The sequence below is a fragment of the Desulfobotulus sapovorans DSM 2055 genome (assembly GCF_059569355.1).
The window spans coordinates 1-25,829 of the sequence record NZ_JCANVJ010000035.1; the positions used below are offsets into that span (position 1 = coordinate 1).

The 25,829-nt window shown below is 50.6% G+C and carries 23 protein-coding genes; 6 read left to right on the plus strand and 17 right to left on the minus strand.

Going from position 1 to position 25,829, the window contains the following annotated elements; genetic code table 11:
- Positions 1 to 97: 97 nt before the first annotated feature.
- The 6 genes from BR04_RS16005 to BR04_RS16030 form a co-directional block, all read right to left on the minus strand.
- Positions 98 to 1,105, minus strand: a complete 1,008-nt coding sequence (locus BR04_RS16005) for a helix-turn-helix transcriptional regulator (RefSeq protein ID WP_496357027.1) — start codon at positions 1,103 to 1,105, stop codon at positions 98 to 100.
- 248 nt (positions 1,106 to 1,353) lie between these two features.
- Positions 1,354 to 2,127 (minus strand): hypothetical protein, encoded by a 774-nt coding sequence (locus tag BR04_RS16010; protein ID WP_496357028.1) that lies wholly within the window; start codon positions 2,125 to 2,127, stop codon positions 1,354 to 1,356.
- Between the two features lie 64 nt (positions 2,128 to 2,191).
- The gene (locus BR04_RS16015) at positions 2,192 to 2,704 is read right to left on the minus strand and encodes a DUF4234 domain-containing protein (RefSeq protein WP_496357029.1); all 513 of its coding nucleotides are present in this window, start codon (positions 2,702 to 2,704) and stop codon (positions 2,192 to 2,194) included.
- A 327-nt stretch (positions 2,705 to 3,031) separates the two neighbouring features.
- Entirely contained in the window at positions 3,032 to 7,306 is a 4,275-nt protein-coding gene (locus tag BR04_RS16020; RefSeq protein ID WP_496357030.1) for a DEAD/DEAH box helicase, read from the minus strand.
- A 133-nt stretch (positions 7,307 to 7,439) separates the two neighbouring features.
- Entirely contained in the window at positions 7,440 to 9,053 is a 1,614-nt protein-coding gene (gene nadB / locus BR04_RS16025) for an L-aspartate oxidase (RefSeq protein ID WP_496357031.1), read from the minus strand.
- A 53-nt stretch (positions 9,054 to 9,106) separates the two neighbouring features.
- Positions 9,107 to 9,814: a TIGR04211 family SH3 domain-containing protein gene (locus tag BR04_RS16030; RefSeq protein WP_496357032.1), complete on the minus strand. Its 708-nt coding sequence runs from the start codon at positions 9,812 to 9,814 to the stop codon at positions 9,107 to 9,109.
- A gap of 74 nt (positions 9,815 to 9,888) precedes the next feature.
- On the opposite strand from BR04_RS16030, the gene BR04_RS16035 reads away from it, so the two are divergent.
- Positions 9,889 to 10,572, plus strand: coding sequence for an NUDIX hydrolase (locus BR04_RS16035; RefSeq protein ID WP_496357033.1), 684 nt, complete (start codon positions 9,889 to 9,891; stop codon positions 10,570 to 10,572).
- On the opposite strand, the gene recD2 is transcribed toward BR04_RS16035, so the two are convergent.
- From recD2 to ftsE, 9 genes are all read right to left on the minus strand, one after another.
- The gene (recD2, locus tag BR04_RS16040) at positions 10,514 to 12,715 is read right to left on the minus strand and encodes an SF1B family DNA helicase RecD2 (protein ID WP_496357034.1); all 2,202 of its coding nucleotides are present in this window, start codon (positions 12,713 to 12,715) and stop codon (positions 10,514 to 10,516) included. The genes BR04_RS16035 and recD2 overlap by 59 nt on opposite strands.
- A gap of 10 nt (positions 12,716 to 12,725) precedes the next feature.
- Positions 12,726 to 13,313, minus strand: coding sequence for a D-glycero-beta-D-manno-heptose 1,7-bisphosphate 7-phosphatase (gene gmhB, locus BR04_RS16045; RefSeq protein WP_496357035.1), 588 nt, complete (start codon positions 13,311 to 13,313; stop codon positions 12,726 to 12,728).
- Positions 13,314 to 13,324: 11 nt separating this feature from the next.
- Complete coding sequence (locus BR04_RS16050; RefSeq protein ID WP_496357036.1) at positions 13,325 to 14,050, minus strand: septal ring lytic transglycosylase RlpA family protein; 726 nt, start codon at positions 14,048 to 14,050, stop codon at positions 13,325 to 13,327.
- Between the two features lie 115 nt (positions 14,051 to 14,165).
- Positions 14,166 to 15,512 (minus strand): asparagine--tRNA ligase, encoded by a 1,347-nt coding sequence (gene asnS, locus BR04_RS16055; RefSeq protein WP_496357037.1) that lies wholly within the window; start codon positions 15,510 to 15,512, stop codon positions 14,166 to 14,168.
- Between the two features lie 63 nt (positions 15,513 to 15,575).
- Positions 15,576 to 16,625, minus strand: coding sequence for a divergent polysaccharide deacetylase family protein (locus BR04_RS16060; RefSeq protein WP_496357038.1), 1,050 nt, complete (start codon positions 16,623 to 16,625; stop codon positions 15,576 to 15,578).
- Positions 16,626 to 16,748: 123 nt separating this feature from the next.
- Positions 16,749 to 18,065, minus strand: a complete 1,317-nt coding sequence (locus tag BR04_RS16065; protein WP_496357039.1) for a S41 family peptidase — start codon at positions 18,063 to 18,065, stop codon at positions 16,749 to 16,751.
- Between the two features lie 13 nt (positions 18,066 to 18,078).
- Complete coding sequence (locus BR04_RS16070) at positions 18,079 to 19,365, minus strand: peptidoglycan DD-metalloendopeptidase family protein (RefSeq protein ID WP_496357040.1); 1,287 nt, start codon at positions 19,363 to 19,365, stop codon at positions 18,079 to 18,081.
- 68 nt (positions 19,366 to 19,433) lie between these two features.
- The gene (locus BR04_RS16075) at positions 19,434 to 20,327 is read right to left on the minus strand and encodes a cell division protein FtsX (protein WP_496357041.1); all 894 of its coding nucleotides are present in this window, start codon (positions 20,325 to 20,327) and stop codon (positions 19,434 to 19,436) included.
- Positions 20,327 to 21,034: a cell division ATP-binding protein FtsE gene (gene ftsE, locus BR04_RS16080; protein WP_496357042.1), complete on the minus strand. Its 708-nt coding sequence runs from the start codon at positions 21,032 to 21,034 to the stop codon at positions 20,327 to 20,329. Before ftsE ends, BR04_RS16075 begins: the two co-directional genes overlap by 1 nt.
- Positions 21,035 to 21,434: 400 nt before the next feature.
- Here ftsE and pyrE point away from each other — a divergent pair, with 400 nt between their 5' ends.
- Positions 21,435 to 22,031 carry an orotate phosphoribosyltransferase gene (gene pyrE, locus BR04_RS16085; RefSeq protein WP_496357043.1) on the plus strand — a complete coding sequence of 199 codons (597 nt, stop codon included), beginning with the start codon at positions 21,435 to 21,437 and terminating at the stop codon, positions 22,029 to 22,031.
- 126 nt (positions 22,032 to 22,157) lie between these two features.
- On the opposite strand, the gene BR04_RS16090 is transcribed toward pyrE, so the two are convergent.
- On the minus strand, positions 22,158 to 23,312 hold the full coding sequence (locus BR04_RS16090) for an MFS transporter (protein WP_496357044.1): 1,155 nt from the start codon (positions 23,310 to 23,312) through the stop codon (positions 22,158 to 22,160).
- A 170-nt stretch (positions 23,313 to 23,482) separates the two neighbouring features.
- Between BR04_RS16090 and BR04_RS16095 the strand changes: the two genes are divergently transcribed.
- Positions 23,483 to 23,674, plus strand: coding sequence for a hypothetical protein (locus tag BR04_RS16095; protein WP_496357045.1), 192 nt, complete (start codon positions 23,483 to 23,485; stop codon positions 23,672 to 23,674).
- Positions 23,675 to 23,795: 121 nt separating this feature from the next.
- On the opposite strand, the gene BR04_RS16100 is transcribed toward BR04_RS16095, so the two are convergent.
- On the minus strand, positions 23,796 to 23,981 hold the full coding sequence (locus tag BR04_RS16100; protein ID WP_496357046.1) for a hypothetical protein: 186 nt from the start codon (positions 23,979 to 23,981) through the stop codon (positions 23,796 to 23,798).
- On the opposite strand from BR04_RS16100, the gene BR04_RS16105 reads away from it, so the two are divergent.
- The 3 genes from BR04_RS16105 to BR04_RS16115 all read left to right on the plus strand — a co-directional run.
- Positions 23,980 to 24,369 (plus strand): hypothetical protein, encoded by a 390-nt coding sequence (locus BR04_RS16105; protein WP_496357047.1) that lies wholly within the window; start codon positions 23,980 to 23,982, stop codon positions 24,367 to 24,369. The two genes, BR04_RS16100 and BR04_RS16105, sit on opposite strands and share 2 nt — an antisense overlap.
- A 306-nt stretch (positions 24,370 to 24,675) precedes the next feature.
- Entirely contained in the window at positions 24,676 to 25,521 is an 846-nt protein-coding gene (locus BR04_RS16110; RefSeq protein ID WP_496357048.1) for an aminotransferase class I/II-fold pyridoxal phosphate-dependent enzyme, read from the plus strand.
- A 91-nt stretch (positions 25,522 to 25,612) separates the two neighbouring features.
- Positions 25,613 to 25,829, plus strand: a 217-nt coding sequence (locus BR04_RS16115) for a hypothetical protein (RefSeq protein WP_496357049.1), incomplete at its 3' end; no start/stop codon positions are given.

The window sequence follows — 25,829 nt, forward strand, 5'->3', positions numbered from 1 at the left end:
AAAATCACTCATATAAAATAAGTAGTGACCATGATTTGTGCTAAACCCTTGCCAGGCGGGTGTTTTTCAAAAAAAATGACAAAGTTGGGTTAAGGCATCAACTCTGCGCATACAGGGCCTGTAGGGTTTCCGCTTTTTTCCGGAACTCCTCCCTCAGGCACTCCGGCCCGAGCACCTCCACCTGGGGGCCAAACCCCAAAAGCCACCAGCGGATCTGGGCCGTGTCCAGCACCGTGGCCTCAACCTTCACCCGCTTTTCATCGTGGGGCGTGATGCGCTGATCCTCGGAAAGGGGGGTTTCAAAGAGATGGGCGGCAATGGATTTTTCCATCAGAAACTCAAGGGTCATGGGCTGCTTTCCCTGAAGATAGATGAAGGCTCCGCTGTCAATATAGCCCTGCATGGAAAACCCTTCGGGAACAAGACCCGGTTCATCCAGAAGGGTCGCGGAAAAAAAGCGGTGCAGGGCAAGCTGGCGCACATCCTCCATACGCTGGTAGTTTCTCATGGTGCAGACAAGGTAAATCACCGAATCCAGCAGCACGATGCCCAGAGGGTTAATGGTGTAGTCCTGGAGGGCTTCCTCCCCCCGTTTTCTGTAGCTGGCCTGAATGCGTTTTCCCTCCATGAGGCCTTCATATACCGTATCCAGGATGAGGGCATCAATGTGGGGCGGTTTCAGGGGCTGGGTACGGCTTAAGATTTTCACCTTTTCCGGCCAGGCGCGGAAGGATTCGGCTCGCACAGCCTCCAGGATTTTTGACGCTACACTGAAATGAGACTCCAGGGATTTCAGGGCCGCAGGGGGCATGGCCGCATGAAGAAAGGCCTCAATCATGCGGAAGGAAAAGGCCGTGACCGGATCCATCTGGGGAAAATGGATGGTTTCGCCTTCTTTTGTCCAGTACCAGCCGTAGGGTTTGTCACGTTCATCGCTGGCGATGGGAAAAAGGCGTGAAAGCTCTTCGAGATCCCGCTGTATGGTTCTGCGGTGAACCACCACCCCTTGTTCCCGAAGCTGACGCTCCAGGCTTGCGGTGTCGGTCTTTCTCGGCTCACGGGGGAGCATCTGTAAAATAAGGCACTGGCGATAGGTGCTGCTCATAAAGAATCTCCCTGAATCAAGACATGGCGGATGGGGATGCACTGCGAAAATAAAGAGTGTCTTTGTCTATACAAAAGCCTCAAGGAAACCAAGGGCAAAAACGGTTTCACGCTTTCTTCTCAAACAAGATGGGGGAAACAAAGACGGTGGGCGCTCCTGATTGTCCTGGTTTTGAATACCTGCTGCTGTACGGATATGGGCCTCTGCATGGCACGATGATGCACCATGCAGATTTTCTTCAGAAAGAATCAGGACAGGCCCATGGCTTCAGTGGCAATAAGGGTTTCCACTTCTTCAAGACCTTTCAGGTCAAAGGAAAATTCAGTAAGTACCATTTGCAGGGCCATCCGAATTTTTTCTCCATGGAGGCGCAGGCTTTCCATCTTTGGCCCAAGATTCTTCTGGATTCCTGAATGGGCATAGGTCACGGGCTGATCGCAAAGGATGGCAAGAATATCATCCCCATCACTGTCTCCCGGGCCATCGCCTCCCAGATAGCTCAGGGTGAAACTGCCATCGGAAAGCTGCTGAACCCACTGAATCTGAACCGATTCTCCGGAAAGCCAGACCTTCTGATCCAGCATGAGATACAAGGCGGCAAGGCTGACAGCATCTTCCGGAACTTCCAGCTCTTCCAGTTTCTGACCTAATTTTTTGTCCACATCTGTACCCAGGGATCGCATAAATTTTTCAATACCCATCGTAAAACCGATCATGGCAAAGGGATTGTCACCGGAAAGACTTTCCATAACATCCACCATGGTTTTTTCCGTGAGATAAAATACGGCCCTGTCATGCAAGGCCTCTGAAATGTTGCCCGAGCACTGCACCACATTTTGTCCCTTATCACTTTCAAAACGTATCCACTCCGGGTCATCCAGGCTGGTGTCAAGAATTTTACCGATGCGGACACTGTCATTTCCGGGAAAAAGGCTTTTTTTCACCTTGGAAATATCGTTTTGAAAACAGGACGTCATAAGGACAAGACCTGCAATGGAACAGAAGAGGAGTATTTTTTTCATGATAAAATCCTTTCACATCAACAAGAAGAGGGTCTCCCCGGCTTCGGGGAGACGGATCAGAAAATCATGCTTCTGAGGAAGACACACCTGTGGCAAGCTTGCTTCTCAGGATTTCCTGCTTTTTCTTTTCTTCCGCGAGATCGTTGATACAGTAATTGATGTAAAAAATACTGAGGAAAAAGGTGTAGAAGGGATTCATGCGCAGATCCATGTGGTGGATATTCAGGGCATAGCTCTGGAGGGCTTTTCTGGCCATGAAAGCCCATACGATATAAAGAATACCCGCAGCCAGTCCCAGCAGCACGCTGAAGGCACTCAGCCCATTGGCAAGGTCAAACGCCATCTCACTGGCCGCCGAAAGGGCCATGGAGGTAAATGCACTGTTGAACCCTGCGCATACGGCGATCCAGATGACATAGCCGTCTCCTGCAATGCGGGTCTGGGTGATACGGTTCAGGATGGGCTGGTTTTTCTGGAGCCAGAGGATGGGATAAATCCCCATCGTGGCCAGAGTAAGCAGCACAAGGGTGAGGGTTTTGGACTGCACTTCGTTTTTCAGGGCATGGATGTCGGACATACGGCCTCCTTGTTTGCCATCGGAAGATGGCTTTTGCGGGTTGGTCATGGCGGACAGATTTCCGGAAATCAAAAGGAAAATCTGCTGTTCTCATGAAACTTTATGGAGGCAGTTTACGGGACAGGTGCGACGATTACTGTCCGATTATTTTATTTTTACTGATTACCCTTTTGCTTCAGCTATCGTTCCCATGCTCCAGCGTGGGAACGGAGGAATAATCAGGTTATTTTTTCCGATACGATCAAAAAAGGGCACACAGGCCGTACAATCCGCCTTGTGTGCCCTTACGCTGTAGTTATTGAAACTGTTCTGAAGGAGGGAGTCTGTTCAGGATTCCCCGTTTTCTCCCCGGATCAGCCCCAGCAGCACTTCCGCAGAGAGTTTTGCGCTCACATCCGCACCGTGCAGCAGACTGTCCGCCAGATCCCGCTTATGTTCGTGCATCTTCACGATCTTCTCCTCCACCGTATTCCGGGTGACCAGACGGTAAATGGTCACGGGTCGCTGCTGACCGATGCGGTGGGCACGATCCGAGGCCTGGTTTTCCACAGCCGGATTCCACCACGGATCCATATGAATCACATAGTCCGCCGCCGTCAGGTTCAGGCCCACACCTCCCGCCTTGAGGCTGATGAGAAACACATCTCCCTCTCCGGCCTGAAAGGCGGCAATGGATTTCTGACGCTGCTCCGCAGGGGTGGCACCATCAAGGTACTGATAACGGACGCCCTTTTTTTCCAGATGCTCCCGCACAAGGGCAAGGTGGCCGAGGAACTGGCTGAAGACCAGAGCCTTGTGCCGGTTTTCCAGAAGATCCTCCAGGATTTCCGAAAAGGCGGCGAGCTTGCTGCTGGGAAGAACAATGTCCGGGTTCACCAGAGCGCTGTGGCAGCAGGCCTGACGGAGCCGGGTGATTTCCGCAAGAATTTTGAGGTGCTTCTGACCGGGCCCGCTTTCCGTATCCTCTGCAATGCGCTCCAGGGCCTGACGCCGCAGGGCTTCGTAAAAGGCCGTTTCTTCGGGGCTGAAATCAATTTCAAGCTGCACTTCCGTTCTCGCGGGAAGTTCTTCCAGCACCTGACTTTTGGTACGCCGGAGGATGAAGGGCTGGATGAGCCGTTTCAGATCCTTTTTTGCCCGGATATCCTGATATTTTTCAATGGGAAGGGCAAAACGCTGGTTGAAGCTTTCCAAAGAACCGAGAAGGCCCGGAACGATGAACTGGAAAAGATTCCACAGCTCTCCCAGGTGGTTTTCAATGGGCGTTCCCGTGAGGATGAGCCTGAAGGCAGCCTGAAGCTTCATGGCCGCCCTGGAGCGCTGGGTGTCCATGTTCTTGATGGCCTGGGCCTCATCCAGAATGGCCACCTGCCAGGAAAGACCGGCCAGCATTTCCGCACTTTTCACCTGCTGCATCCGGCCATAGCTGCACACGAGCACATCAAAGGGGCCAAGGGCTTCCAGTTCTTGTTTTCCCGTATCCGCCGTCATGGATCGGAAGATGAGGGTGGGTGCAAAGCGCCTCGCCTCCGTGATCCAGTTACCGCACACCGATGTCGGGGCAATGACAAGGGAAGGCCCTTTTACGGCGTGGCGGATGAGGATGGCCAGGGCCTGAAGGGTTTTTCCAAGGCCCATGTCATCGGCAAGGCAGGCTCCCACCCCCCACTCGGAGAGGCGTACCATCCAGTTGAAACCTTCTTTCTGATACTCCCGCAGCTCAGCCGCCAGGGTGGAGGGCAGCTCAGGCGGTGAGTCGCTGACCTTCTGAATACGGGCCACATGGGCCTGCCAGGCCTTATCCGTTTTGAGCTGCCCCACATCCTCAAAAACGCCTTCCAGAGCCAGAGCCGCCATGGGATGGAAACCCAGGGTACTGCCCTTTTTCGAGGTATAGCGTTCCAGTTGTTGCAGGCGTTTTTCAAACTCCCGGGTCAGAGCCACGAAGGCCCCGTCTTCAAGGGCGATAAAACGACCAACCCGCCTGGTGCTGTTAAGAAGAACCATGAGATCCAGGGTGAGGCCTTCATCCAGCAAAGCCGATCCGCTGATGGCAAACCAGTCTTCCTTCTTGCGGATACTGGCCTTGAACTGCAAGGGAGAAAGACTGCCCGCCATGCGGAACTTCTGGCCTTCAGGCCAGGCGATGCGGATGTCTTCTTTCCGGGCCTCCAGCTCCAAAAGCAGCTCCAGGGCATCTTCCGTATCGGGAAAACTCCATTCCGAAGGATGGCTTTCTTCGGTTTCAAGGCTGGGGCAGGCGAGAATGAGGGCCTGCCTGCGCTTTTTTTCTTCCGCAAGATCCCGCGTGGTCTTGAGCTGGCTGCCCTTTACGGAAGCCACCACATTCCGTCCCCCTTCTCCCGGCGGATAGGCAGGTCCATGCTCTCCAAAGGGCTGGGCCGCAAGGACAAGTTTCAGCCCCTCTCCCAGAGGAGAAAGGAGGGCGTGGAGACGGGTTTCCGCCGGAACCTCGGTGAACCCCGCAGCCTCCCCTCCGAAATCAAGGTCGGACTTGATGGGAATGTGACCGGCAAGGGTCTCCATCACCTTCTGCACCCTGGTTTCCGCACTCTGGGGCAGAGTCATTTTTTTCCCGAGAATGGCGGCCATTTCCTGATACTCCGCATCCAGATGCACAACCCTGAAGCGGGTGGGGGTTTCAGGAACCAGAACGTAGGGAAAGACATCGTGAAATGGATGGGGAGGGGGCAAAAGGGAAAGGGAGAGGGAGAGGCTCCCTTTGTTTTTTCCGCTTTTGGTTTTGGAAACAATAAGCTCAGGCTTTCCCGCCACCAGTTCAATGGAGGTTCCGTCCTCTGCTTTGAAGAGATGGGGATGGCCCGTAAGTTCGGGAAGCACCCTGACATTAAAATGATAATTTGTCTTGGTGGTGCCGTACCAGCTGGAACGGACATAATCGCTTTCAATGTGTTTGCAGATGCGCCTGTCCTGCAAGGAGAGATAAGAAAAGGTTTCCGGTTCTTCCGCAAGGCGTTTTAACGCCACAGCCCTTCCCGCAGTCCAGCCCTTGCCTGTTCTTTTCTGTTCTTTGGGCGCAATCTCACAGGTTCCCGCATCGCTGATGCTGACAAACCAGGCCATGCGGAACTCCGGGTCGGCGTTCTCTTTTTCTTCTCCGTCCGAAGCCCCCTTTTTCCTGTGAATCCGCAAAAGGGCATTGAGGGCGTTTTCCCAGGCGCTGTTTTTCTGGATCAGGGTGAGGAGGGAGGCTCCCCTTCTTTCTTCCCCGCCTTCCAGCACGGGAATCAGGGCATCCAGCTCCCTTTCGCACCAGATGAAGCCCTCCTGGCCAGCATGTTCCTTCAAAAAGACCATTTCCATCTGATCCCTGGCCGCCCTTTCCGGATCTGTCCAGGACTGGATGAAGGCATAGAAAAAAGCTGTCAGCCTGTCCGGATCCAGTTGTTTCAGGGAGAAGCTGAAAATTTTTTCCTGAGCCTGGGCCTTTCCCTCCAGAAAAAGAATAAAATGGTGAATCTCATGATAAAGCAGGGCTCCTGAACCACCGACAGAAAGGATGGACTCGGTGAGGGTTCTGGCCTTTTCCAGGGAGTCTCCGCTTTTTTCCCGGATCAGGGCCAGAAGGCAGGGGATCCCCATGGGATGGGTGAAGAAAATAGTCTTTCGTTTACCTTTTCTTTTTTTGAGAAGAAGGAGGGCTTCTTCGTAGAGCTGAATGGCCTCCTCGTTTCTCCCTTCGCAAAAGGCCCGCCAGCCCTGGAGACAAAGCAGGTTTTCCCTGTGTTCCGGTCTATGGACTTTTTCCCAGAGATCCAGCTTTTTTCTCTCATCCCGCAGCAGCCAGAAACTGAGCACCAGGGCCTCCAGATCCATGTCACAGCGGTCTGATCCAGCCAGAGCAAGGTTTTCCACATAGGGCTGCCGGGCCATATCGCCTTCCATAAAGAAAAGAGCATGGGTATAGAGAGGCGCCATGTATTCCGTATGCCAATTCGCAGGAAGCATGAAAAAAAGGCGGATATCAAAGGGAGAAAAGCAGAGATCTTCCAAAATATCCTTCAGGGAAAAACCGTAAAACAGGGATTGTTTTTTGCTCTGGGTCAGAAAATCGACCGCAGCATCCCCTCCCTTTTCATAAAGAACAATCCGGGTTTCTGCTGTGAGCCGCGCTTTATCCGCATAGCGAAAGTCCATATCCGCCAAGTTCAGGCAGGGCCTGAGGAGGGCCACCATGGAAGAAAATCTCTCTTCTGCCAGAAGGATTCTGGCAAGGGCCCGCAGCCAGGGTTTGGTCAGAGCACTGCTGTCCTTTTCAGGCATCACAAGAATTTTTTTATCCTGAAGTACCGTAAGGGTCTTGTTAAGCAGCTCCATCTTTTTTTTCTGGGTGGTTTGGGCCACCAGCCTGGGAAGGCTTTTTTCCTCAGGAGACTCTAGGGCAGCAAGGGCCAGCAGGAGAATGCTTCGTTTTTTGGGCCTGCAGTCAATGGCATGGATTTCCGCCACCGTCCTTTCAAGGGGCGACAGGGTTTCGAGAAGGGCCAGTTCTTTTTTGAGATCGGAGAGATCCGTCAGCCCGTAGGGCAGGGGAAGCGATGTCTTTTGGGAGGGTGTCATGGAATATTATCCTCTGCATGGGACAGGGGGTTGTATCATGCGGCATTGATACGAAAGGGGCCAGCCGCACAGGAGGTGGCCCCTTTCGGGATTTCAGGACAAAGGGTCTGCGTCAGAAACTTAAAGCGGATGCTTATTCCTTCTGACCGCGCTTGAGAAGGGTGTTTTTTTGCCAGTGGACATCATCTTTCAGGGGATAGTCGATGGAGTAATGAAGCCCCCGGCTTTCCTTGCGGCGCTGGGCACTGCGGATAATCAGCTCGGCCACCAGGGCGATGTTGCGCAGTTCCACAAGGTCGGAAGTGATACGGAAATTCCAGTAATACTCCTCAATTTCGTGCTGGATAATGTCAATTCTGCGCCTTGCCCGGGCCAGACGTTTATCCGAACGCACAATGCCCACATAATTCCACATGAACATGCGGATCTCATCCCAGTTGTGGGCCACCATAACAGCCTCGTCACTGTCCGTTGTGCCCATTTCATCCCATTCGGGCAGATCCTGGGGCAGAGTGACCGTTTTATACTGCTGAAGGGCATCTTCCGAAGCCCTGTGGGCATAGACGAGAGCCTCCAGCAGGGAATTGCTGGCCAGACGATTGGCACCGTGCAGGCCCGTGCAGGCCGTTTCGCCGACAGCATACAGGCAGGAAATATCCGTTCTTCCCGAAAGATCCGTTGCCACCCCTCCGCACATGTAATGGGCCGCAGGTACAACAGGGATGGGCTCCCGGGTCATGTCGATGCCGAACTCCATGCACCGCGCGTAGAGATTGGGAAAACGTTTTTTAATAAATTCCGAATTTTTATGGGAAATATCCAGAAAAACGGACGTATCCCCCCTGCGTTTCAGCTCCGTATCAATGGCCCTTGCCACCACATCCCGGCAGGCGAGATCCTTCAGGGGAGAATAGCGATCCATGAAGGCTTCGCCCCTGGCATTCCGGAGTATTCCGCCCTCTCCCCGGACGGCCTCGGAAATGAGAAAATTCTTGGCTTCCGGATGATAAAGACAGGTAGGATGGAACTGCACAAATTCCAGATTGGCGACGGACGCTCCGGCCCGGTAGGCCATGGCAACCCCATCCCCTGTGGCCACATCGGGGTTGCTGGTATAGGGATAAACCTTGCCCGCACCACCCGTTGCGAGAAGGGTGACGGGAGCGGTGAAGGTATGAACACTGTCCGAAGAAATATCCAGAACATAGGCACCGCAGCAGATTTCCTCATGGCTGGTCACCACAAGACCTCGGCGGATGCGGGTCGCATGGGTGAGAAGATCAATGGCGATGTGATGCTCATAAATCCGGATATTGGGATGGGACTTCACCCGGCTGACCAGAACGGATTCAATTTCCCAGCCCGTCATGTCCAGGGCATGGACAATGCGTTTTTCCGAATGCCCCCCTTCCCGGCCCAGATCCAGGTGATCAGGATCCATATGGCTGAAGCGCACCCCCATGTCCATGAGTTCCCGGATACGATCCGGGCCGTTGCGTACCACCATGTCCGTGACCTCAGGATCGCAGAGTCCGGCTCCGGACTCCAGAGTGTCCTTGACATGCAGCTCAAAGGAATCCGTATCCCCGAAAACCGATGCCACCCCTCCCTGGGCGCGGGCCGTATTGCTTTCGGAAATTTCCGCCTTGGTCACCACAGCCACCTGACCATGATCCGCCACCTTGAGGGCAAACATGAGGCCCGCAACTCCCGACCCCAAAACCAGAAAATCACTGTGGATCCGCATGGACAATCCTTCCCCTGATAGGTTCTCAGCCCGTGGTAAGGGGCAAAACCGCATCAATAATAAGAACTTTTCTGTTTCTTCCGCATGGAGATTCCCAGGATCATACCCAGAAGCAGTACACCGGCACCCAGAGCGAACATTTTGATATTCCGCTGAAGCAGCTTTGCATCGAGATCCTCCACCAGGGCTTTCTGGGCTTCAAGACTCTGACGTATCCGGGCGGCATCCTCCTTTAACGCCAGAAATTCCCCAGCTTCTTCCTTCAGGGTTTCATGTACCCTGTTGAGGGTTTCCAGCGCGGCTTCCTTTTCCGAAAGACGGTTTTTCAGCTCCCCGTTTTCAGCCTTCAGCTCCCTGTTTTCCGCTTCCTGCTTTGAAAAACGCTCCTTGAGACGTTCATGATCCCGTTCAAAGGCCACCATGCGTACCTTACCAGGAGGTTCCGGTACCAGAAAACGCCCCAGCATCCACCCCTCCTTGTCTTCAAAGCGGACATAGGCCCAGTCCCCATCCCTTTCCACCACCTCCACCTGATCTCCGGATCGGGCGATGGCCACAATCTTGTTGGACAGATCCTTGCCCGTCCGTACCATAAACTGCAATTCATCCGTCACATAAGCGGTTTCTGCCCAGGCGATTCCCGTCAGAAGCAGAAAGACGCCTGCAAAAAAAATTCTTCCCTTTGTCTTTACAAAATATTGCATCATTTCATCCCCACAGTTTTCCCTGAAAAAAGAAATTCCCTTGAAAAAATATGCCATGTCAATATCCTTTCCAGAACACTCTTTCCGGAGCAAAAATGCACCTTTCACGATAACCCCTGAGAAAGCAGACCATGACACCCTTTCCCTTTGAACGTCTTGCAGAAAAACTCCCCGCCATTCCCGGATTTCACTACGGCAAACGCTATCGCAATACCGCCGTGCTTGTTCCCCTTGTCACCCTGGAAGACGGTATTTACCTCCTGTTTGAAGAACGGGCCGACGGCATCCGTCAGGCTGGAGAAATCTGTTTTCCCGGTGGCATGATGGACGCAGAAGATGCCGATCCCTGCCAGACGGCTGTCCGGGAAAGCGAGGAAGAACTGGGTATTTTAACAGAAAATATTGAAATAATTGGGAGAATGGATATTCTTCTTACCGTCATGGGGCTTACCGTAGCCCCTGTGGTGGCCAGACTGCAAGTAAAAAATATCCACGAACTCCGGCCCAACCCCACAGAAGTGGCAAGGGTTTTTCTTTTACCCCTGACCTGGTTTCTTACCCATCCTCCGGAAATTCATACCATTCAGATCATGGCCCATCCCGTGATCGAAAAACGCAACGGCGACAGGGAAGTGCTGCTGCCCGCCAAAAGTCTCGGCCTTCCCGACCGTTACACCCGTCCCTGGGGAGGCGTACGCCACCCCGTCCTGTTCTGGCCCAGCCCCGAAGGCATGGTATGGGGGATTACCGCAGAAATCATTCAGTCCCTTCTTCGGATAACAAAGGATCTGCTTCCCCCTTCAGACGCCTGCTGAGACCGGAAAAACGACGGGTGGGTCTGTCATTGCGGATGGCCATGCTCAAGGCCTGGGGCATCCCCACAAAAATCACCAGACGCTTGCCCCGGGTCATGGCCGTATAGACCAGGTTCCGTTGCAGAAGGGGGGCATGTTCCGGCATCAGGGGGATAATCACCACCGGATATTCCGACCCCTGAGACTTGTGCACACTGATGGCATAGGCCAGGGTCAGCTCATCCAGCTCTTCCCGGGTATAGGCCACCTCCCGCTCCCCGTCTCCGTCACTGAAGTCCACCAGCACCAGGCCTTCCCCCTCCTCGATGCCGCAGACCTGACCGATATCCCCGTTAAACACCTCTTTTTTATAATTGTTTTTCAGATGAATGACCTTGTCTCCAACGCGGAAAACGCCTCCCGCTCCCTGTCCCTCCCTGGGAGGATTCAGGGCCTGCTGCAAGACCTGGTTCAGATAAAGGGTTCCCACCTCGCCTTTGTGCATGGGGGTCAGTACCTGCACATCCCGAAAGGGATCAAAGCCGAAACGCTCAGGGATCCGCAGGGAACAGAGGGTCACAATGGTGCGAACCACATTTTCCGGACTGCTCTGACGGATAAAATAAAACTCGGACAGGGCTCCGTCTTCGGACTGGGCAAAATCCGGCATCTCCCCCCTGTTGATCCTGTGGGCATTCATGACAATGGGACTTTCCTGGGCCTGACGGAAAATGGTTGTCAGGGTGAAGGCGGGAATACGGCCCGAAGCGATGAGATCCCCCAGCACGTTACCCGGCCCCACGGAAGGCAGCTGGGAAACATCCCCGACCAGCAGAAGACGGGTCTGGAGAGGTACGGCGCAGAGCAGATGAAACATGAGCAGAATATCCACCATGGAGGCCTCATCCACGATGAGCAGATCCACATCCAGAGGATTGTCCGTGTTGACCTCAAAACGGCTTTCCATCTGATTGTATTTCAGGAGGCGATGCAGGGTGAGGGCTTTGCGGCCCGTCACATCGGCAAGACGCCTTGCGGCCCGGCCCGTTGGAGCCGCAAGCAGGATGCGCGCTCCCCGCTCTCCCATCACAGCGCAGACACTGCGGATCAGGGTGGTTTTTCCCGTACCCGGCCCGCCGGTGAGAATGGCCACCCGGCTTTCCAGAAGCCTGGAAAGGGTGGTCAGCTGTTCTTCGGAAAGTCGTATGGCCAGCCCCTTGAGCACAGCCCCCTCAAGGACTGACGCCTCCGGCCTGGATTCCACCGGAGCTGCCAGACTGAGCATGGCGGAAAGCCGTGCAGCAATGCCCGATTCCGCCCCGTGCATGTCCTTGAGATACACAGACCGCTGCTCTCCGTCCTCTTCCAGCATCAAAGCCCCTTCCTCCCCCAGCTTTTCCAGGATATGGGCCAGATTTTCCCGACTCACGCCAAGAAGCTTCAGGGCTCTGGGAAAAAGATCCTTTTCCGGCAAAAACACATGGCCGGAATATCCGGCCCTTTCCAGCACATACACAATACCGGCCCGGATTCTGGATTCCGAGTCTCTGGGAATACCCGCTGCCAGCCCCAGACGATCCGCCACCTCAAAGGGCACTTCGGGAATTTCACGGCAGATGCGATAGGGATCTTCCCGCACGAGGGTGAGGGCCTCGGATCCATAGGTATGAAGGATTTTGGCTCCCGAAGAAGGGGAAACGCCTATCTTTGCAACAAGGGCCATCAAGCTGCGGATGGCGTGGTAGGACTGCCAGGATGCGGCAATGACACGGGCCTTGGCCTTGCCGATACCCGGAACTTCGGACAGACGTTCCGGACTTGCATCCAGCACTTCCAGGGTATGGGCCCCGAAATAGGCCACCAGCTTTTCCGCCATGACCTCGCCCACACCGGCAATCACACCGGAGGCAAGGTAACGCTTGATTCCCCGGGCTGTATCGGGAAGAATGATTTCATAACGGCTGATACGGAACTGCTCTCCAAATTTTGCGTGTTTTTCCCAGTCCCCCTCAATGCGCAGGGTTTCACCAGCACGCACTCCGGCCAGAATCCCCACAGCCGTAATCTCCGTCTGGTAGCCATCAGGCATGAAACGGGCCACGGTATAGCCGTTTTCCGGATTGGAAAAGCGGAGGCTGTCCAGTCTTCCCTGAAGTACAATCATGGTCTGTCCATCATAATCTGTCCATCAGAAGCTGTTCCATGCTGACCAGGATCCAGTCCACGGCTTCGGACAGGTCTTTTGCAATAAAATCAGGCTCAAGCCCTTTTTCCTTTAAAAGAAGTCCATCCCTTTCCCCATTCCCCGTACGTACCAGAACACGGGTTCCCACTCCCGCAGCGGTGGCAGCCTCCATATCCTTGGCACTGTCTCCCACCATGACGCTCCTGCGCAGATCCACACCATGGGCCTCTCGGGCCTGAAAAAACAGACCGGGCTGCGGCTTCCGGCAGGAACATCTGTCCTCAGGTCTGTGGGGACAGTAGAAAATATCCCTGATCTTTCCACCAGAGGGAAGCAGTTCTCTGCGCAGATGCTCAAAAATGGAAAGAAGGGTAGCTTCTGTCACAAGTTTTCTGCCAATGATGGACTGGTTCGTAATCAGCATCACCTCCAATCCCGCTGCGGAAAGTCTGCCAATGGCATCGGCACTGCCCGGAATCAGATGAAAATCTTCGATGCTGCGAATATAGTCCGGAGAATCGGCATTGATCACCCCGTCCCTGTCCAGAAAAATCACCCGCCTGCCCTTTGTTTCCATGGTATCCTCCGTCATTCTGCAATCACCATGGCCCCTTCGTAGCCCTGTTTCTGAAAATCCGTTTCCGCCTTCTCCGCAGTTTCCAGCCGGGTATAGCCCCCTGCCCGTACCCGGAAAAAAACCTTACTTTCCCCTTCATGGGAAAGCACCTGGACACGATGCCCTTCCCTTTTCAGTTTTTCCGCAAGACGATCCGCATTGCTCTTCTGGGTAAAAGCCCCCACCTGAACGGAAAACCGTCCTTCCTGCATATCCAGAGAGGTCTTTTGTTCCGAAGCCAGGGCAAGGATCTCCACCCGTGCCACCCCCTTGATATGGAGGTCAATGGCCCTGGCAGAAGCGTTGGAAAGGTCAATGATACGTCCCCGAACAAAGGGGCCCCGATCGTTGATCCGCACCACCACCTCCTTGTTGTTTTCAAGATTTTTCACGCGCACCAGCGTGCCAAAGGGCAGGGTCTTGTGGGCAGCGGTGAGGCCATGCATATTGTATATTTCACCATTTGCCGTTCGCTTTCCGTGAAATTTCGAGCCATACCAGGATGCCGTTCCCTTCTGCCGGTATCCCGTGGCATCGGGAATGGGGTAGTACCATTTTCCAAAGACCTTGTAGGGTTTCCCCCCCACAGGCCGGAGAGAGGAAGGGGCTGGTGTCCGGTTCGTACAGGCCGTAACAACAAGAAAAAAAAGACAGGCCCAGAGCCAGCCACATCTGAAAAAAAAACGTCTTCGCACCATGCAAAACCCTTCACAGAAAAAAACCTGAAACAGCCCGCAAGGCCTGTCTCCGGTTTTTAAAAAACATCAGGAGGCCGTACCATGACAAATATCCATTTTTTTAAATCGGCCTTGTCTAAAACTCAATATTACCGGGTGTTCTGGGAAAGGGAATCACATCCCGGATATTGGAAACCCCTGTCACCAGCATGAGCAGACGCTCAAATCCCATACCAAACCCCGCATGGGGCGCAGATCCCCAGCGCCTGGATTCCAGATACCATTCATAGTTTTCCAGGGAAAGCCCCTGGGATACCATTCTCTCCAGAAGCAGCTCCTCCCTTTCCTCCCTCTGACTGCCCCCCATGAGCTCTCCGATACGGGGGACAAGAAGATCCATGGCGGCCACGGTTTTTCCGTCCGCATTGAGTCTCATGTAGAAAGGTTTGATTTCTTTAGGATAATCATAAAGGATAACGGGTTTTGCAAAGAGGGTTTCCGCGATGAAACGCTCGTGTTCAGATTTAAGATCCTGCCCCCAGGCCACGGGAAACTCAAAATTTTTCCCGCTTTTCTGCAAAAGATCCACCGCTTCGGTATAGGAAAGACGGACAAAATTTCCCTCGACGACACCATCGAGAATCCCTTCAAGTTCCTTATCCACAAAACGGGTGAACAGGGCAAGGTCTTCCCTGCAATGCGTCCTTACCCAGTGGATGAGAAATTTCAGAGAATCTTCGGCCAGATCCATGGCATCCTTCAGGTCGGCAAAGGCCATTTCAGGCTCCACCATCCAGAATTCCGCAGCATGACGGGAGGTATTGGAGTTTTCCGCCCTAAAGGTGGGGCCAAAGGTATAGACCCTGCCCAGAGCCAGGGCGAACATTTCCGCAGACAGCTGACCGGATACGGTCAGATGGGCAGGTTTACCGAAAAAATTTTCTCCCTTTTCTCCTGTTCCCACAGAAAACATTTCTCCCGCCCCCTCACAGTCCGAACCTGTAAGAATAGGGGTGTGAAGAAGATAAAAGCCCTTTTCCCGATAATAGGAGTGAATGGCAAAGGCCAGTTCAGAACGGATACGGAACATGGCTCCGTACTTGTTGGTTCTGGGACGCAAGTGGGCGATGGTACGCAAAAATTCATCGCTGTGCCGCTTTTTCTGCAGGGGATAGGAATCGGGTGCCTTCTGGAACAGGATCACTTCCCGGGCTTTCAGCTCAAAGGCCTGCCCCTGCCCCGGAGAGGAAACAAAATCTCCTTTCACGGCAAGGGAGCTTCCCGTGGTGATGTGGGAAATTTCTTCATGGCCTGGCAGCGTAGCCTCCACCACCACCTGAAGCCCCCCGAGGCAGGAACCGTCATTGATTTCAAGGAAGGTGACTTCCCGGCCCGTTCTCCGGGTACGCACCCAGCCCATGACGGTGATATCCGAAAGCTCCTTTTCTGCTGAAAGCAACGCAAGAACCGATACATGTTCCATGCTTTTTTCCTTATGATGAATGTCATGGTCATTGAGGCGAACCAGAATTGCCCGTCCGGATAACTACTCCACAAAATCGGTAAGTTCAGATGCATACACAAAGGTATAACGGTTCCGGATACCGGAAAGCAGTGTCTGCAAGCCCTCCAGAGTCACCCGATGCGGATGGCCGATACCAATGCTGCTGCCATGCTTTTCCGCAATACGCAACAGCCTTTCCAGGGATGTTTTCACCTCTTCCGCATGCTGCACATGGTCGAGAAAAATATCCCTCTCCCCAAAGGGAACCTGAAACATACGCGCCGCTGCCCGGCTGCGGCTTTGCGCTGCGGTACGGCTGTCGATAAAAAACAGGCCCTTTTTTTTCAGAATACTGAAAATCTGGTTCATGTGAGGCTCTGAAGGCGTAAGTGCTGACCCCATATGGTTGTTCACCCCCCTGACATGGGGGATGAGCCCAAGATTGCTTTGCAGCACAGCAATAAGATCATCCGCCTGCATGGACAGAAACAGACCGCCGGGTCCAGGATCGATACGGGGATACTCTTCCGGCTCCATGGGCAGATGCAGCATGATCTCATAGCCCCTGACATGGGCCTTGTCAGCAATGCGTATGCCATGGGGACTGTGGGGCAGAATGGAAAAGGTCAGGGGAATATCCAGGGCCATAAAAGCATCCGCCATGGCCATATCATACCCGATATCATCAATGATGATGGCGATCTTCGGTTTTTCCGGCATGTTTCCCTCAGAAGAGCTGCTGCGCTTTCTGTCCATATCCTGTTTGGGAAACACCTCATATCGGGGAAGTTCCTGCTGGGGCGTTGAAGGTCTATCCCCTCTTTCCGTCAGCTTGGGTGGGCTTGTCGGTTTTTCCACTGCTGGCTGCTTATGCGTTTTCGAAATGTCTGGCGGAACCGTATGGGATGGTGAACGCAGAAAATAGCGAGCCCCCAGCCCCAGTATCAGGACAAGGGCAAGCAGAAGCAGAAGGGCAAGGGGGCCCTGATTCACCTCCCTGCGGGGAGACGGGGTTTTTGTGGTCTTTCGGGATCCGGAACCGGAACGCTCCTTCTTTCCGGTTCCGGGCTTTGTTGCTGTTTTTTTTGCCATAGGAGTTTTCTCACCAGGGGCACCAGGCCTGTAAATGAAAAAACCGCCGCAAGACTCCTGTGCGGCGGTTTTTTCCTGAAAATGGAAAAAGAATCTAAAGACCCGTTAAATTTTTCACGGCCCTCATTTTCCCTTACCAAAAATGCTGTACCCCACAAGGATATCCAGAGAGCGCTGAACCTGCTGATCCTTCAGCAATTTTTCCATATCCAGACCTGGGGAGGCAATGGCAGGGAGGCTTTCTTCTTTGGGAGCAGGGGCATCCTTCTGTTCAATATGATTTTTGAGATCCTTCTCATGAATCATCTTTTCTTCCGTATTTTCTTCCTCCAGAATGCCATGGGGCACCCGGATATCCGGTTCAATCCCTGCTGCCTGAATGGAACGCCCCGATGGGGTATAATAACGGGCAATGGTATATTTCAGGGCATAGCCATCCTTCAGAGGACGAACGGTCTGAACGGAGCCCTTCCCAAAGGAAGTGGTTCCCAGAATCACGGCCCGCTTATGATCCTGAAGGGCACCGGCAACAATCTCCGATGCACTGGCACTGCCCGCATTGATGAGTACGACAATGGGATAAGCCGGTTCCGTTCCCCCTTTTCTGGCCTTGTAAACCTGGGGCGTAACATTTTTTCTTCCCTGAATGGAAACAATATCCCCCTCATCAAGGAAGAGATCAGACACGGAAATCGCCTGATCCAGAAGCCCTCCGGGATTCCCCCGCAGATCCAGAACAAGCCCCTTCAGCTCCCCTGCCTTTTTTACCTCATCCAGAGCCTTTTTGAGATCATCTGTGGTACTTTCACGGAAATTGGTAACCCAGATATAGGCATATCCGGGTTTGACAAGGGCGTAACGCACACTGTCAATGGGAATCATATCCCGTACCAGAGAGAATTCCATGGGATCGGAGCTTCCCTTACGGAGAACCTTGATGAGAACCGTTTCTCCTTTGGGGCCGCGCATTCTTTTTACTGCTTCCCAGAGCATCATGTCCTTGGTGGATTCTCCATCCACCTCGACAATCACATCTTCAGCCTGAATTCCCGCTTTGAAGGCCGGAGTTCCTTCAATGGGGGAAATCACCGTGAGCAGACCGTTTTTTGTGGTGATGACAATCCCGATTCCCCCAAATTCCCCCTTGGTATCCATCTGCAACTCTTCAAAAGCTTCCGGCGGCAGGAAAGAGGAATGGGGATCCAGACTGCTGACCATTCCCTGAATGGCTTTCTGGATCAGATCTTCAGTCTTGACCTCATCCACATAATTGGCTTCAATTTCTTCAATCACATCGCTGAAAACCTTGAGTCCTTTATAGGTTTCCGCATTGCCCTTTGCGGAAACCGTTCTGTGGAATCCTGAAGATCCCAGAAACACAAGGGCAACAAGGGCTGCTGCCGCCATGAAATAACGCACTTTCACATTTTTAAAAGACATGAGGACTCCTTGTTTAACCGCTCTTTACCCAAAGCATGGGATCCAATGGTTTTCCCTGTTGACGAATTTCAAAATGCAGCATGGGGCCGGCAAGGGATCCTGCATCCCCCACCGTTGCAATCACCTCATTACGGCCTACACCATCTCCAGTTTTTTTAAATAACTCTTCAGCATGGGCATAAACGGAATAATAATGATCCCCATGGTCAATAATCATCATATTACCGTATCCACTAAACCAGTCCGCATAAATGACAGTTCCGGAAAACAGTGCACGGATGGGTTCCCCCCTGTCGGCCCGTATACCGATACCGCTTTGAAATGTCTGGATATTCAGTTTCGGATTTTTGTTATGCCCAAAGCGGGAAGTAATTGTACCGTTCACGGGCAGATCAAGCAAGCCCCGGTATTTTTCAAAGGTTCCGGCTTTTCTGGAAGGGGAGGGGCTTACTTTCTGTCTGCTCAGTCTTTCAAGGGTCTGATCCAGCTTTTTTTTGACATCTTCCAGAGCAGCAACAGCGGAAAGGCCATGCTTCTGTTTTGTCCGGATATCGTCTAACAGGGCGCTGCGCTTGCTCTTTTCCGTCCTCTGGATGCGCAGCTGATCCGCAGCTCTCTGGGCAACCTCAGCAATACGATGCTCTTCTTTTTTTAAGCGCTCAGAAAGAAGACCCATCTCCCGGATACGTTGGCTCTGTTCTCCAAGAATATGGTCATCCTGTTGCAGAATCCCTTCAACGGCCTTCTTGTGAATGGAAAAATCATACACATTGTCTGCTGCGGCCAGCAGGTTCATGCGTCCCGTACTCTCCATTTTATAGAAAGCCACCAGCCTCTGCCCCACCACCTGCCTTTTCTTATATTTTTCCCTTTCCAAGACAGCCATGGTTTCACGGGTTTTCCGACGCTGCTCCAGCAGATCCGCCTGTTCTTTCTGGATGGAGGAAAGCCTGGCATTCACTTCATTCAATACCCGGTCAATGGCATTCAGCCCTGCAATGACATCAGTCTCCTTTTCTTTATACTGGCTCAGAATACGCTGCTGCTGTTCTATCTGAGCCCGAACGCCCTCCCTTTCCTTCCGGGCTTCTTCCACCTCGATCTCCCTGCGGGAAACTCTGCGGATATATACGGGCCTATCCCGGAGATACCCTTCCCGGCGCCCATCCACAACCCGTATCCAGCCATCCTTTTCTCCGATAAGGCGCAAACGTTCTCCCCGGATCAGCACGGTCACCACACTGGCATTGCGATCCGGAGCACTGCGCATGTTCAGACGATCCGCTTCCACAATCACCATTTCCTGGCAAAACGCGTGACCCGTAATCAAAATACCGCATAAGAATACGAAAAGAAAAAAACAGCCCCTCATTCAACAACATCCTGGCGAAAGGAAAGATAGGCTCCTGCCCAGCCTACAAGGGTGGACAGACCGATAATACTTGCAAGGGTATTCGAAGAAAGAAAGGAAAAATCAAAGGCCAGAGCGCTGAACGTGGCATCCATACGAAGGGTGAGGGTGGTATAGGCCATAAAAAGAACCAGCATCCCACCCGTCCCCCCGAAAAACCCCAGAAGCAGTCCCTGTATATAGAAAGGAGCCTTAATAAAACCTTCAGCCGCTCCCACAAGCCGCATGATTTCCACTTCCTCTTTGCGGGAATAGAAGGCAAGACGAATACTGTTGGCCACAATAAAAACGGAAACCAGAAAAAAAAGACTCCCCATACCAAAGGCCGCCAAACGGAGCATACCGATAACCTGAAAAAAACGGGCTACCCATTGCCCGCCATATTCAACATCCGTAACGCCTTCTATTTTCTCAACCTGTACGGCAACTTCCTCTACAATATGCCATCCATTTTCCTCCACCTTGACACGCAGCTCAAAGGCATCTGGAAGGGGATTCTCAGGAAGATTATGAAAGACTGCGGCATGGCGCTGCATGCGTATACGTAAAAATTCCAGGGCCTCTGATTTTGAAATAAAACGACTGTCCGCAACAAGGGGCATCTCCGCCAGCATATTTTTAATACGGACAATATCCTTTTCCACCATACCCCGATCCAGATAAACCATGATACGTACACCGGCTTTCCAGGAGGACAGTACGTCTCCGGCATTGGATGCAAAAAGGGTAAAGGTACCGGACAGGATCACGGAAAGAACGATGGTCACCCATGTGATACCATACAGAAAATGATGTCTGCGAATATCCTTCAGCGCATGACGCAAATGACGTATCCAAAGCTCCCTTTGCATCAGATCTCCTTCATCTCTTCCTGTGCAGAATCCAGTTGCCTTACAGATCCGTTTTCAAGACGAAGTTCCCGCCCCTTCATACGGGAAATCATTGAACGATTGTGGGTGGCGATCACCAGCGTGACACCACGGTCATGAAAGGTTTCGAGAAGATCCATAATATGGGCTGCGGAATCGGGATCCAGACTGGCGGTAGGCTCATCGGCCAGAATAAGACGGGGAGACCCCACAACAGCCCTTGCAACGGCTACACGCTGCTGCTCTCCACCTGAAAGGGAAGGGGGGTAAACCTTTGCCTTATCCTCAATCCCCACCGTTCTTAAGGTGCTCATGACTTTTTTTTCGATTTGTTTGGGCTTTTCTCCCGCAGCTTCCAGAACCAGTGCCACATTGTCGTAAACAGTTCTGCCGGCAATGAGTTTAAAATCCTGAAAAATAACACCTATACGCCTCCTCAGCTCCGGAACCTGCCTTGGGCTGATTCTGGCAAGATTCATTCCATCCACAAGAATCTGCCCCTGACTGGCCTGTTCCGCTTTGTAAATCAGCTTCAGCAGGGTAGACTTTCCCGCACCGCTGGATCCTGTGACAAAAACAATATCACCTGTCCCCACATCAAGACTGATATCCCTTAATGCCGATGTCTTGCCATAGGCTTTATATACATTGAACATGCGAACAATATGGTTTCTTGATACCTCATTCATCCAGAAAGCTTCCGTTTTTAAAATTAGAGTTTTTCTGCATGTATTCTGCCTGACCGGGCAAGACACCTGTGCATGGTAAAGATGCGTTGCCAAAACATTCTGGCAGCAGATACGGATTTCAGAATCAGCGTTTTTTTTAAAATCAGCTGTTTCCGGAATCTCTATTAGCATATTTCAAAGCATTGTAAAAAGTCCAAGTTATCCCGCCATGGGATACCCCGTTTCCTGGAACTGGAACATTGACCCCCCTTGATTGTTCATGGTATCTGGAAGACTGCGGGGAGGGCCGCACAACGGTTTTTTCCGCCGCAAACCTCCGCAGGATCCCCAACCCCAAGACTTCTTTCAGTCCTGCGGAGGTTTGGCGTCCTAATCCTTCATAAAAACACGGAAAATACTCATGAATCTCCAGGAAATCAAAAACCATCCCGATGCCATGAAACAAGAATTGCTGGCTCTTTTATGCGAAAAATCCGTTCAGGTGGCATCAGGCGCTGTTTTTACCCTGGCTTCGGGAAAAAAAAGCGATTTTTACATCAACTGCAAACCAACGGCCTTGCACCCTCAGGGCATGTTTCTGATCGGACACCTCATACTTGAAAAGCTGAAGGACACCCCTGTTCACGGGGTTGGAGGGCTTACCTTTGGTGCCGACCCCGTAGCCATGGCAACAGCCTTTGCGTCCGGTCTTCAAAATATTCCCATCCAGGCGTTTTCAATCCGGAAAGAACAAAAAGATCATGGTCTTATCCGATGGGTGGAGGGAGATATGCACCCCGGAGACAGGGTCGTTATTATTGATGACGTCGTAACCACCGGAGGCTCGACCATCAAGGCCATTGAGCGGGCGAAGGAAACTGGACTTGAGGTCTGCCGGGTGATTGTCCTTGTGGATCGGGAAGAAGGGGGGATGGATAATATCCGTCAGCATGTCTCAGACGTATGCGCCATCCTCACCCGATCTGAGGTCATGGCTTATTACAGAAACAGGGGGTAAGGGCTGAGTGTTTTCCATTATAGGGGACGAAGAAGCATAACTCATTCTTTTTTAATTAAAATTTGTTTCAAGACGGGAGTCTTGATGGCGATTCCCGTTTTCCAGATACCTCCGGTATACACGTCGTCAAGACTTCGGATTGCAAAGAGCCAAAGTGCAGAGTCCACCGATAAACGCCATAAAAGCACTGACAAAAAACATACCTGATCCCCAAAGTGCAAACCCAAAACCACTGATAAGATATCCAGCCATCAGCCCCATACCATAAGAACTTGCATTAAGAATGGTCTGCCCCGTAGTTTTTGCCCCTCTCTCAACCAGGTTATCCATAAAAAGAATGGTCGTCATGTGAAAAACACCATAGGTGATCGCATGCAGACCCTGTGCCGCAATTATGAGAAAGGGATTTAAGGAAAACGCCAAAATAAGCCACCGCAAGACAGCTACTGAAAATGAAAAAATCAACAATCCTTTCAAAGTAAAATGCTGAAAAAGGAACCTCGAAGCCAGCATCACGCCAATTTCTGCAAAGGAAGCAATGGCCCAGCAAAATCCAATAAAATATCCCGAGTACCCTGCACCGGAAAGATAGATGGAAAAAAAACCATAATATGTGCCATGGCTCATCAGCATCACAAATGAAATAAATAAAAATAAAAGGCCATTGCTGGAAAACAGGCCCTCCATACCTCCTTTTTTTATTTCTTCTGTTTTTCCAGATTTTACAGGTATGTAAAAGGCAAAAATAAAACCTGCAATACTACCGGAAAAAACCAGCCACAGAATACTTTCAACAGACCAGATATCCAGTAAAAAACCACAACTCCATACGGAAAATATAAAACCCACCGAACCCAATGACCGAATGGAACCATATGCAGATCTTTTTTTTCCCAAAAATGTGATGGTAAAAGACTCCATAAAACCAATGAGAGGAGAATGAAACAATCCATAAAATCCCATGATAAGCATCATGAAAATAAAAGACTCTGTAAAAAAAAAACCAGCCCATGCCAGGGCGGCCCAAAAATGACATAAAAGAAAAACAGACCGGTGCATCTGAAAACGATCCGCAAGAAAGGCAAAACCCAGAGGGAAGACGATGGAGGTAAAAGTTTTCAAGGCGGAAATCATTCCAATTTCTTTTTCAGAAAAACCGATATGCTGACAATAAAGCGGAAAATATGGAAAATAGATCCCCAAAATCAGAAAATAAAAAAAATAATTTCCAGAAATAAAAAAATTTTCTTTTGATTTTTTTATAAACAAATATCCCTGCATCCTGTAAGATCCCGTGCTATATATTGGTCCAGTCTCTTAAAAAAACGATCCTGTACATTAAAAAAACATCGAGGGCATCCATGAAAATCAATATCAGTATTGAAGCCACACCCGAAGAAATTCGTGAAGCCATGGGACTTCCAGACCTCAGGGTTTTTCATGAGGAAATTATGAAAGACCTTCAGAAAAAACTGAAAGCCGCTCAGGATCCCAAAGAACTGATGAAAATTGTTTTTCCAGCAGGTGGTGGTGTGGGGAAAATGTTATGGGAACAGACCATCAAAAATATGAATCTCATGCGGCCGGATACACCGGCAACAAGAGAGAACGAAGAAACAACAGATAAAAATACAAAACCATAAAAAATAAATTTTTGATTTTATGATACAATATCTGGCTATATAAATACCAGTCATAGACATACCCGCCCAAAAAACATAAACAGTCTTAAAAAGGCTTGATACCTCAGGATGCTTATGTTTATTATGAAGCTAATAATTCTTCAAATATCCATTTTTTATGCTGCATCTGCACATTCAAGCCTTTCATGAATACGAACAGATACCCCATAAACACGTATTTTTTACGCCATCTTTTTTTATCTATCCCACCCGGTACCGGATGCGGTAGCCATATACCATCCCTAATTTCATAAAGTGAGGTTACCATGACAAGTTCTCCTGAAAACAAACCTTTGGAAAACCGCTTTCACTACGACTCCGAAAAAAACCGTTTTTATGTGAACTTTGAAAATTACTGCATCGAAACATTAAGAGATGTACAGCGCATTGAGTTTATCGTAGCTGAACATCTTTCCCACCTCGGAAAACGTGTAGATGCCATCATCAACTATGAAAATTTTACCATTAAACCAGAACTCATGAATGAATACGCCAATATGGTCAACCGCCTGATGGAACATTTCTATGCGGGGGTAACCCGCTACACCACAAGTAGTTCCCTGCGTGAAGAACTGGGAAAAAGCCTCCAGCAGCAACGTGTAAAACCCAATTTTTATACCAGCAACGAAGATGCTGAACGGGCTCTGAGTTCATAAATTCATCTATACTCTACAGCATTAATTTTTATGTATGAATTTATTTTATAAGCGAAAATCAAAATTCTGATTTTCGCTTATATATTATTTTTTAAGATAAATTATACACGGATCATTACTTTAATTTATGATCCTGTAAGAATGGTTAAGGGAATGAATCCTCTCCATGGTGGAAGTTATCATGAAACAGCTCTCCGACTGGGGTGCTCCGTTGACGATCTAAGGGATTTCAGTTCCAATTTAAATCCCCTTGGCCCTCCACCGGGTTTGCTGGAGCATCTCACCACCTATATCCGAAGAATCTGCATGCTTCCGGATACGGATATGCAAAGAACAGGAGAAGCCCTTGCCCATCTTTTTTCTCTGGATTCAAAACGCATACTGCCAGGAAACGGGACATCCTTTTTTATCTATTCTCTGCCTCCTGTCTTGAATACCAAACGGGCACTCATTCTTGCTCCCACCTATGCAGATTATCGAACAGCTTGCCATCTGGCAGGAGCAGAAGTGGATACTTTCATGTTTTCCCCTGGCAAACCCTTCCCTGTTACCGCCCTATCCTTTGCGGAAACATGCCGATTCTATGACACGGTCTTTATCTGTAATCCAAACAATCCAACCGGAATGACACTTTCCCGTGATTTTATAAATACGCTCTGTACGGCTGCACCTGAAACCATATTTATTGTGGATGAAACCTATATGGCATTTCTTGAAGATGCAGAACGGCAAAGTGTCACAAACCTGTTCCTGGAAAATCTTATCGTTTTGGTTTCCCTTTCAAAAATTTTTACTCTGCCAGGTCTTCGTATAGATTTGATGACAGGAAATCCATCCCATATCACACAGATGAAAAAAAGAAACATTCCATGGTCCATCAATGCCATGGCACAGGAATCAATTTTTTTTCTCGCTGAAAATAAAAGAGAAACTCTGAATTTCATACAAAAAACACAATTTTGGGTTAAACAGCAGAGAAGTGAAATAAAAAGACAACTTAAAAATGTGCCAGATTTATTTCTTTATCCTGGTTCTGGCATTTTTCAGCTTGCGGCATTAACCGGCGCAATCAAACCTGAAACACTTTGTTCCATTCTCGAAAAAGAAAAAATGATGCACTCGCAAAAAAGCCAAAATGGCATAAGTGTTTAAAATAGATATATTTTTTGATTTTTCATATTGATCCAAGATACTGTTTTTGGTATGTATATGCTGTAATTTAAACATATTGTAAGGATTTTACATGATCCACATCAAAGACCACAAACAGTACGACATGTTCAGTCCGTTTGAACATCTTGGCTCAAAGAGGCTGGCTCTTCTGAAATCATCATGGGCGCATCTGTTTCGTGAAGAAATCCTCCACAGACTTCCGGTTGAGAAGCTGTTTCCTCTCTTTGACGACGGGAAGGGTCGGCCAACCAAGGAACTCTATGCCATGCTCGGACTTGTTTTGTTAC

Excerpts from the sequence above, each read along its gene's own strand:
- BR04_RS16075 (WP_496357041.1), bottom strand. The coding sequence starts at position 20,327 with ATGCAAAGGGAGCTTTGGATACGTCATTTGCGTCATGCGCTGAAGGAT.
- BR04_RS16060 (WP_496357038.1), bottom strand. The coding sequence starts at position 16,625 with ATGGCAAAAAAAACAGCAACAAAGCCCGGAACCGGAAAGAAGGAGCGT.
- BR04_RS16090 (WP_496357044.1), bottom strand. The coding sequence starts at position 23,312 with ATGCAGGGATATTTGTTTATAAAAAAATCAAAAGAAAATTTTTTTATT.
- BR04_RS16095 (WP_496357045.1), top strand. The coding sequence starts at position 23,483 with ATGAAAGACCTTCAGAAAAAACTGAAAGCCGCTCAGGATCCCAAAGAA.
- BR04_RS16020 (WP_496357030.1), bottom strand. The coding sequence starts at position 7,306 with ATGACACCCTCCCAAAAGACATCGCTTCCCCTGCCCTACGGGCTGACG.
- BR04_RS16110 (WP_496357048.1), top strand. The coding sequence starts at position 24,676 with ATGCTTCCGGATACGGATATGCAAAGAACAGGAGAAGCCCTTGCCCAT.
- pyrE (WP_496357043.1), top strand. The coding sequence starts at position 21,435 with ATGAATCTCCAGGAAATCAAAAACCATCCCGATGCCATGAAACAAGAA.
- gmhB (WP_496357035.1), bottom strand. The coding sequence starts at position 13,313 with ATGGAAACAAAGGGCAGGCGGGTGATTTTTCTGGACAGGGACGGGGTG.
- BR04_RS16005 (WP_496357027.1), bottom strand. The coding sequence starts at position 1,105 with ATGAGCAGCACCTATCGCCAGTGCCTTATTTTACAGATGCTCCCCCGT.
- BR04_RS16010 (WP_496357028.1), bottom strand. The coding sequence starts at position 2,127 with ATGAAAAAAATACTCCTCTTCTGTTCCATTGCAGGTCTTGTCCTTATG.
- BR04_RS16015 (WP_496357029.1), bottom strand. The coding sequence starts at position 2,704 with ATGTCCGACATCCATGCCCTGAAAAACGAAGTGCAGTCCAAAACCCTC.
- BR04_RS16070 (WP_496357040.1), bottom strand. The coding sequence starts at position 19,365 with ATGGTGATTGTGGAAGCGGATCGTCTGAACATGCGCAGTGCTCCGGAT.
- BR04_RS16065 (WP_496357039.1), bottom strand. The coding sequence starts at position 18,065 with ATGTCTTTTAAAAATGTGAAAGTGCGTTATTTCATGGCGGCAGCAGCC.
- BR04_RS16100 (WP_496357046.1), bottom strand. The coding sequence starts at position 23,981 with ATGGTAACCTCACTTTATGAAATTAGGGATGGTATATGGCTACCGCAT.
- BR04_RS16035 (WP_496357033.1), top strand. The coding sequence starts at position 9,889 with ATGACACCCTTTCCCTTTGAACGTCTTGCAGAAAAACTCCCCGCCATT.
- recD2 (WP_496357034.1), bottom strand. The coding sequence starts at position 12,715 with ATGATTGTACTTCAGGGAAGACTGGACAGCCTCCGCTTTTCCAATCCG.
- BR04_RS16105 (WP_496357047.1), top strand. The coding sequence starts at position 23,980 with ATGACAAGTTCTCCTGAAAACAAACCTTTGGAAAACCGCTTTCACTAC.
- BR04_RS16030 (WP_496357032.1), bottom strand. The coding sequence starts at position 9,814 with ATGGCATATTTTTTCAAGGGAATTTCTTTTTTCAGGGAAAACTGTGGG.
- ftsE (WP_496357042.1), bottom strand. The coding sequence starts at position 21,034 with ATGAATGAGGTATCAAGAAACCATATTGTTCGCATGTTCAATGTATAT.
- asnS (WP_496357037.1), bottom strand. The coding sequence starts at position 15,512 with ATGGAACATGTATCGGTTCTTGCGTTGCTTTCAGCAGAAAAGGAGCTT.
- nadB (WP_496357031.1), bottom strand. The coding sequence starts at position 9,053 with ATGCGGATCCACAGTGATTTTCTGGTTTTGGGGTCGGGAGTTGCGGGC.
- BR04_RS16050 (WP_496357036.1), bottom strand. The coding sequence starts at position 14,050 with ATGGTGCGAAGACGTTTTTTTTTCAGATGTGGCTGGCTCTGGGCCTGT.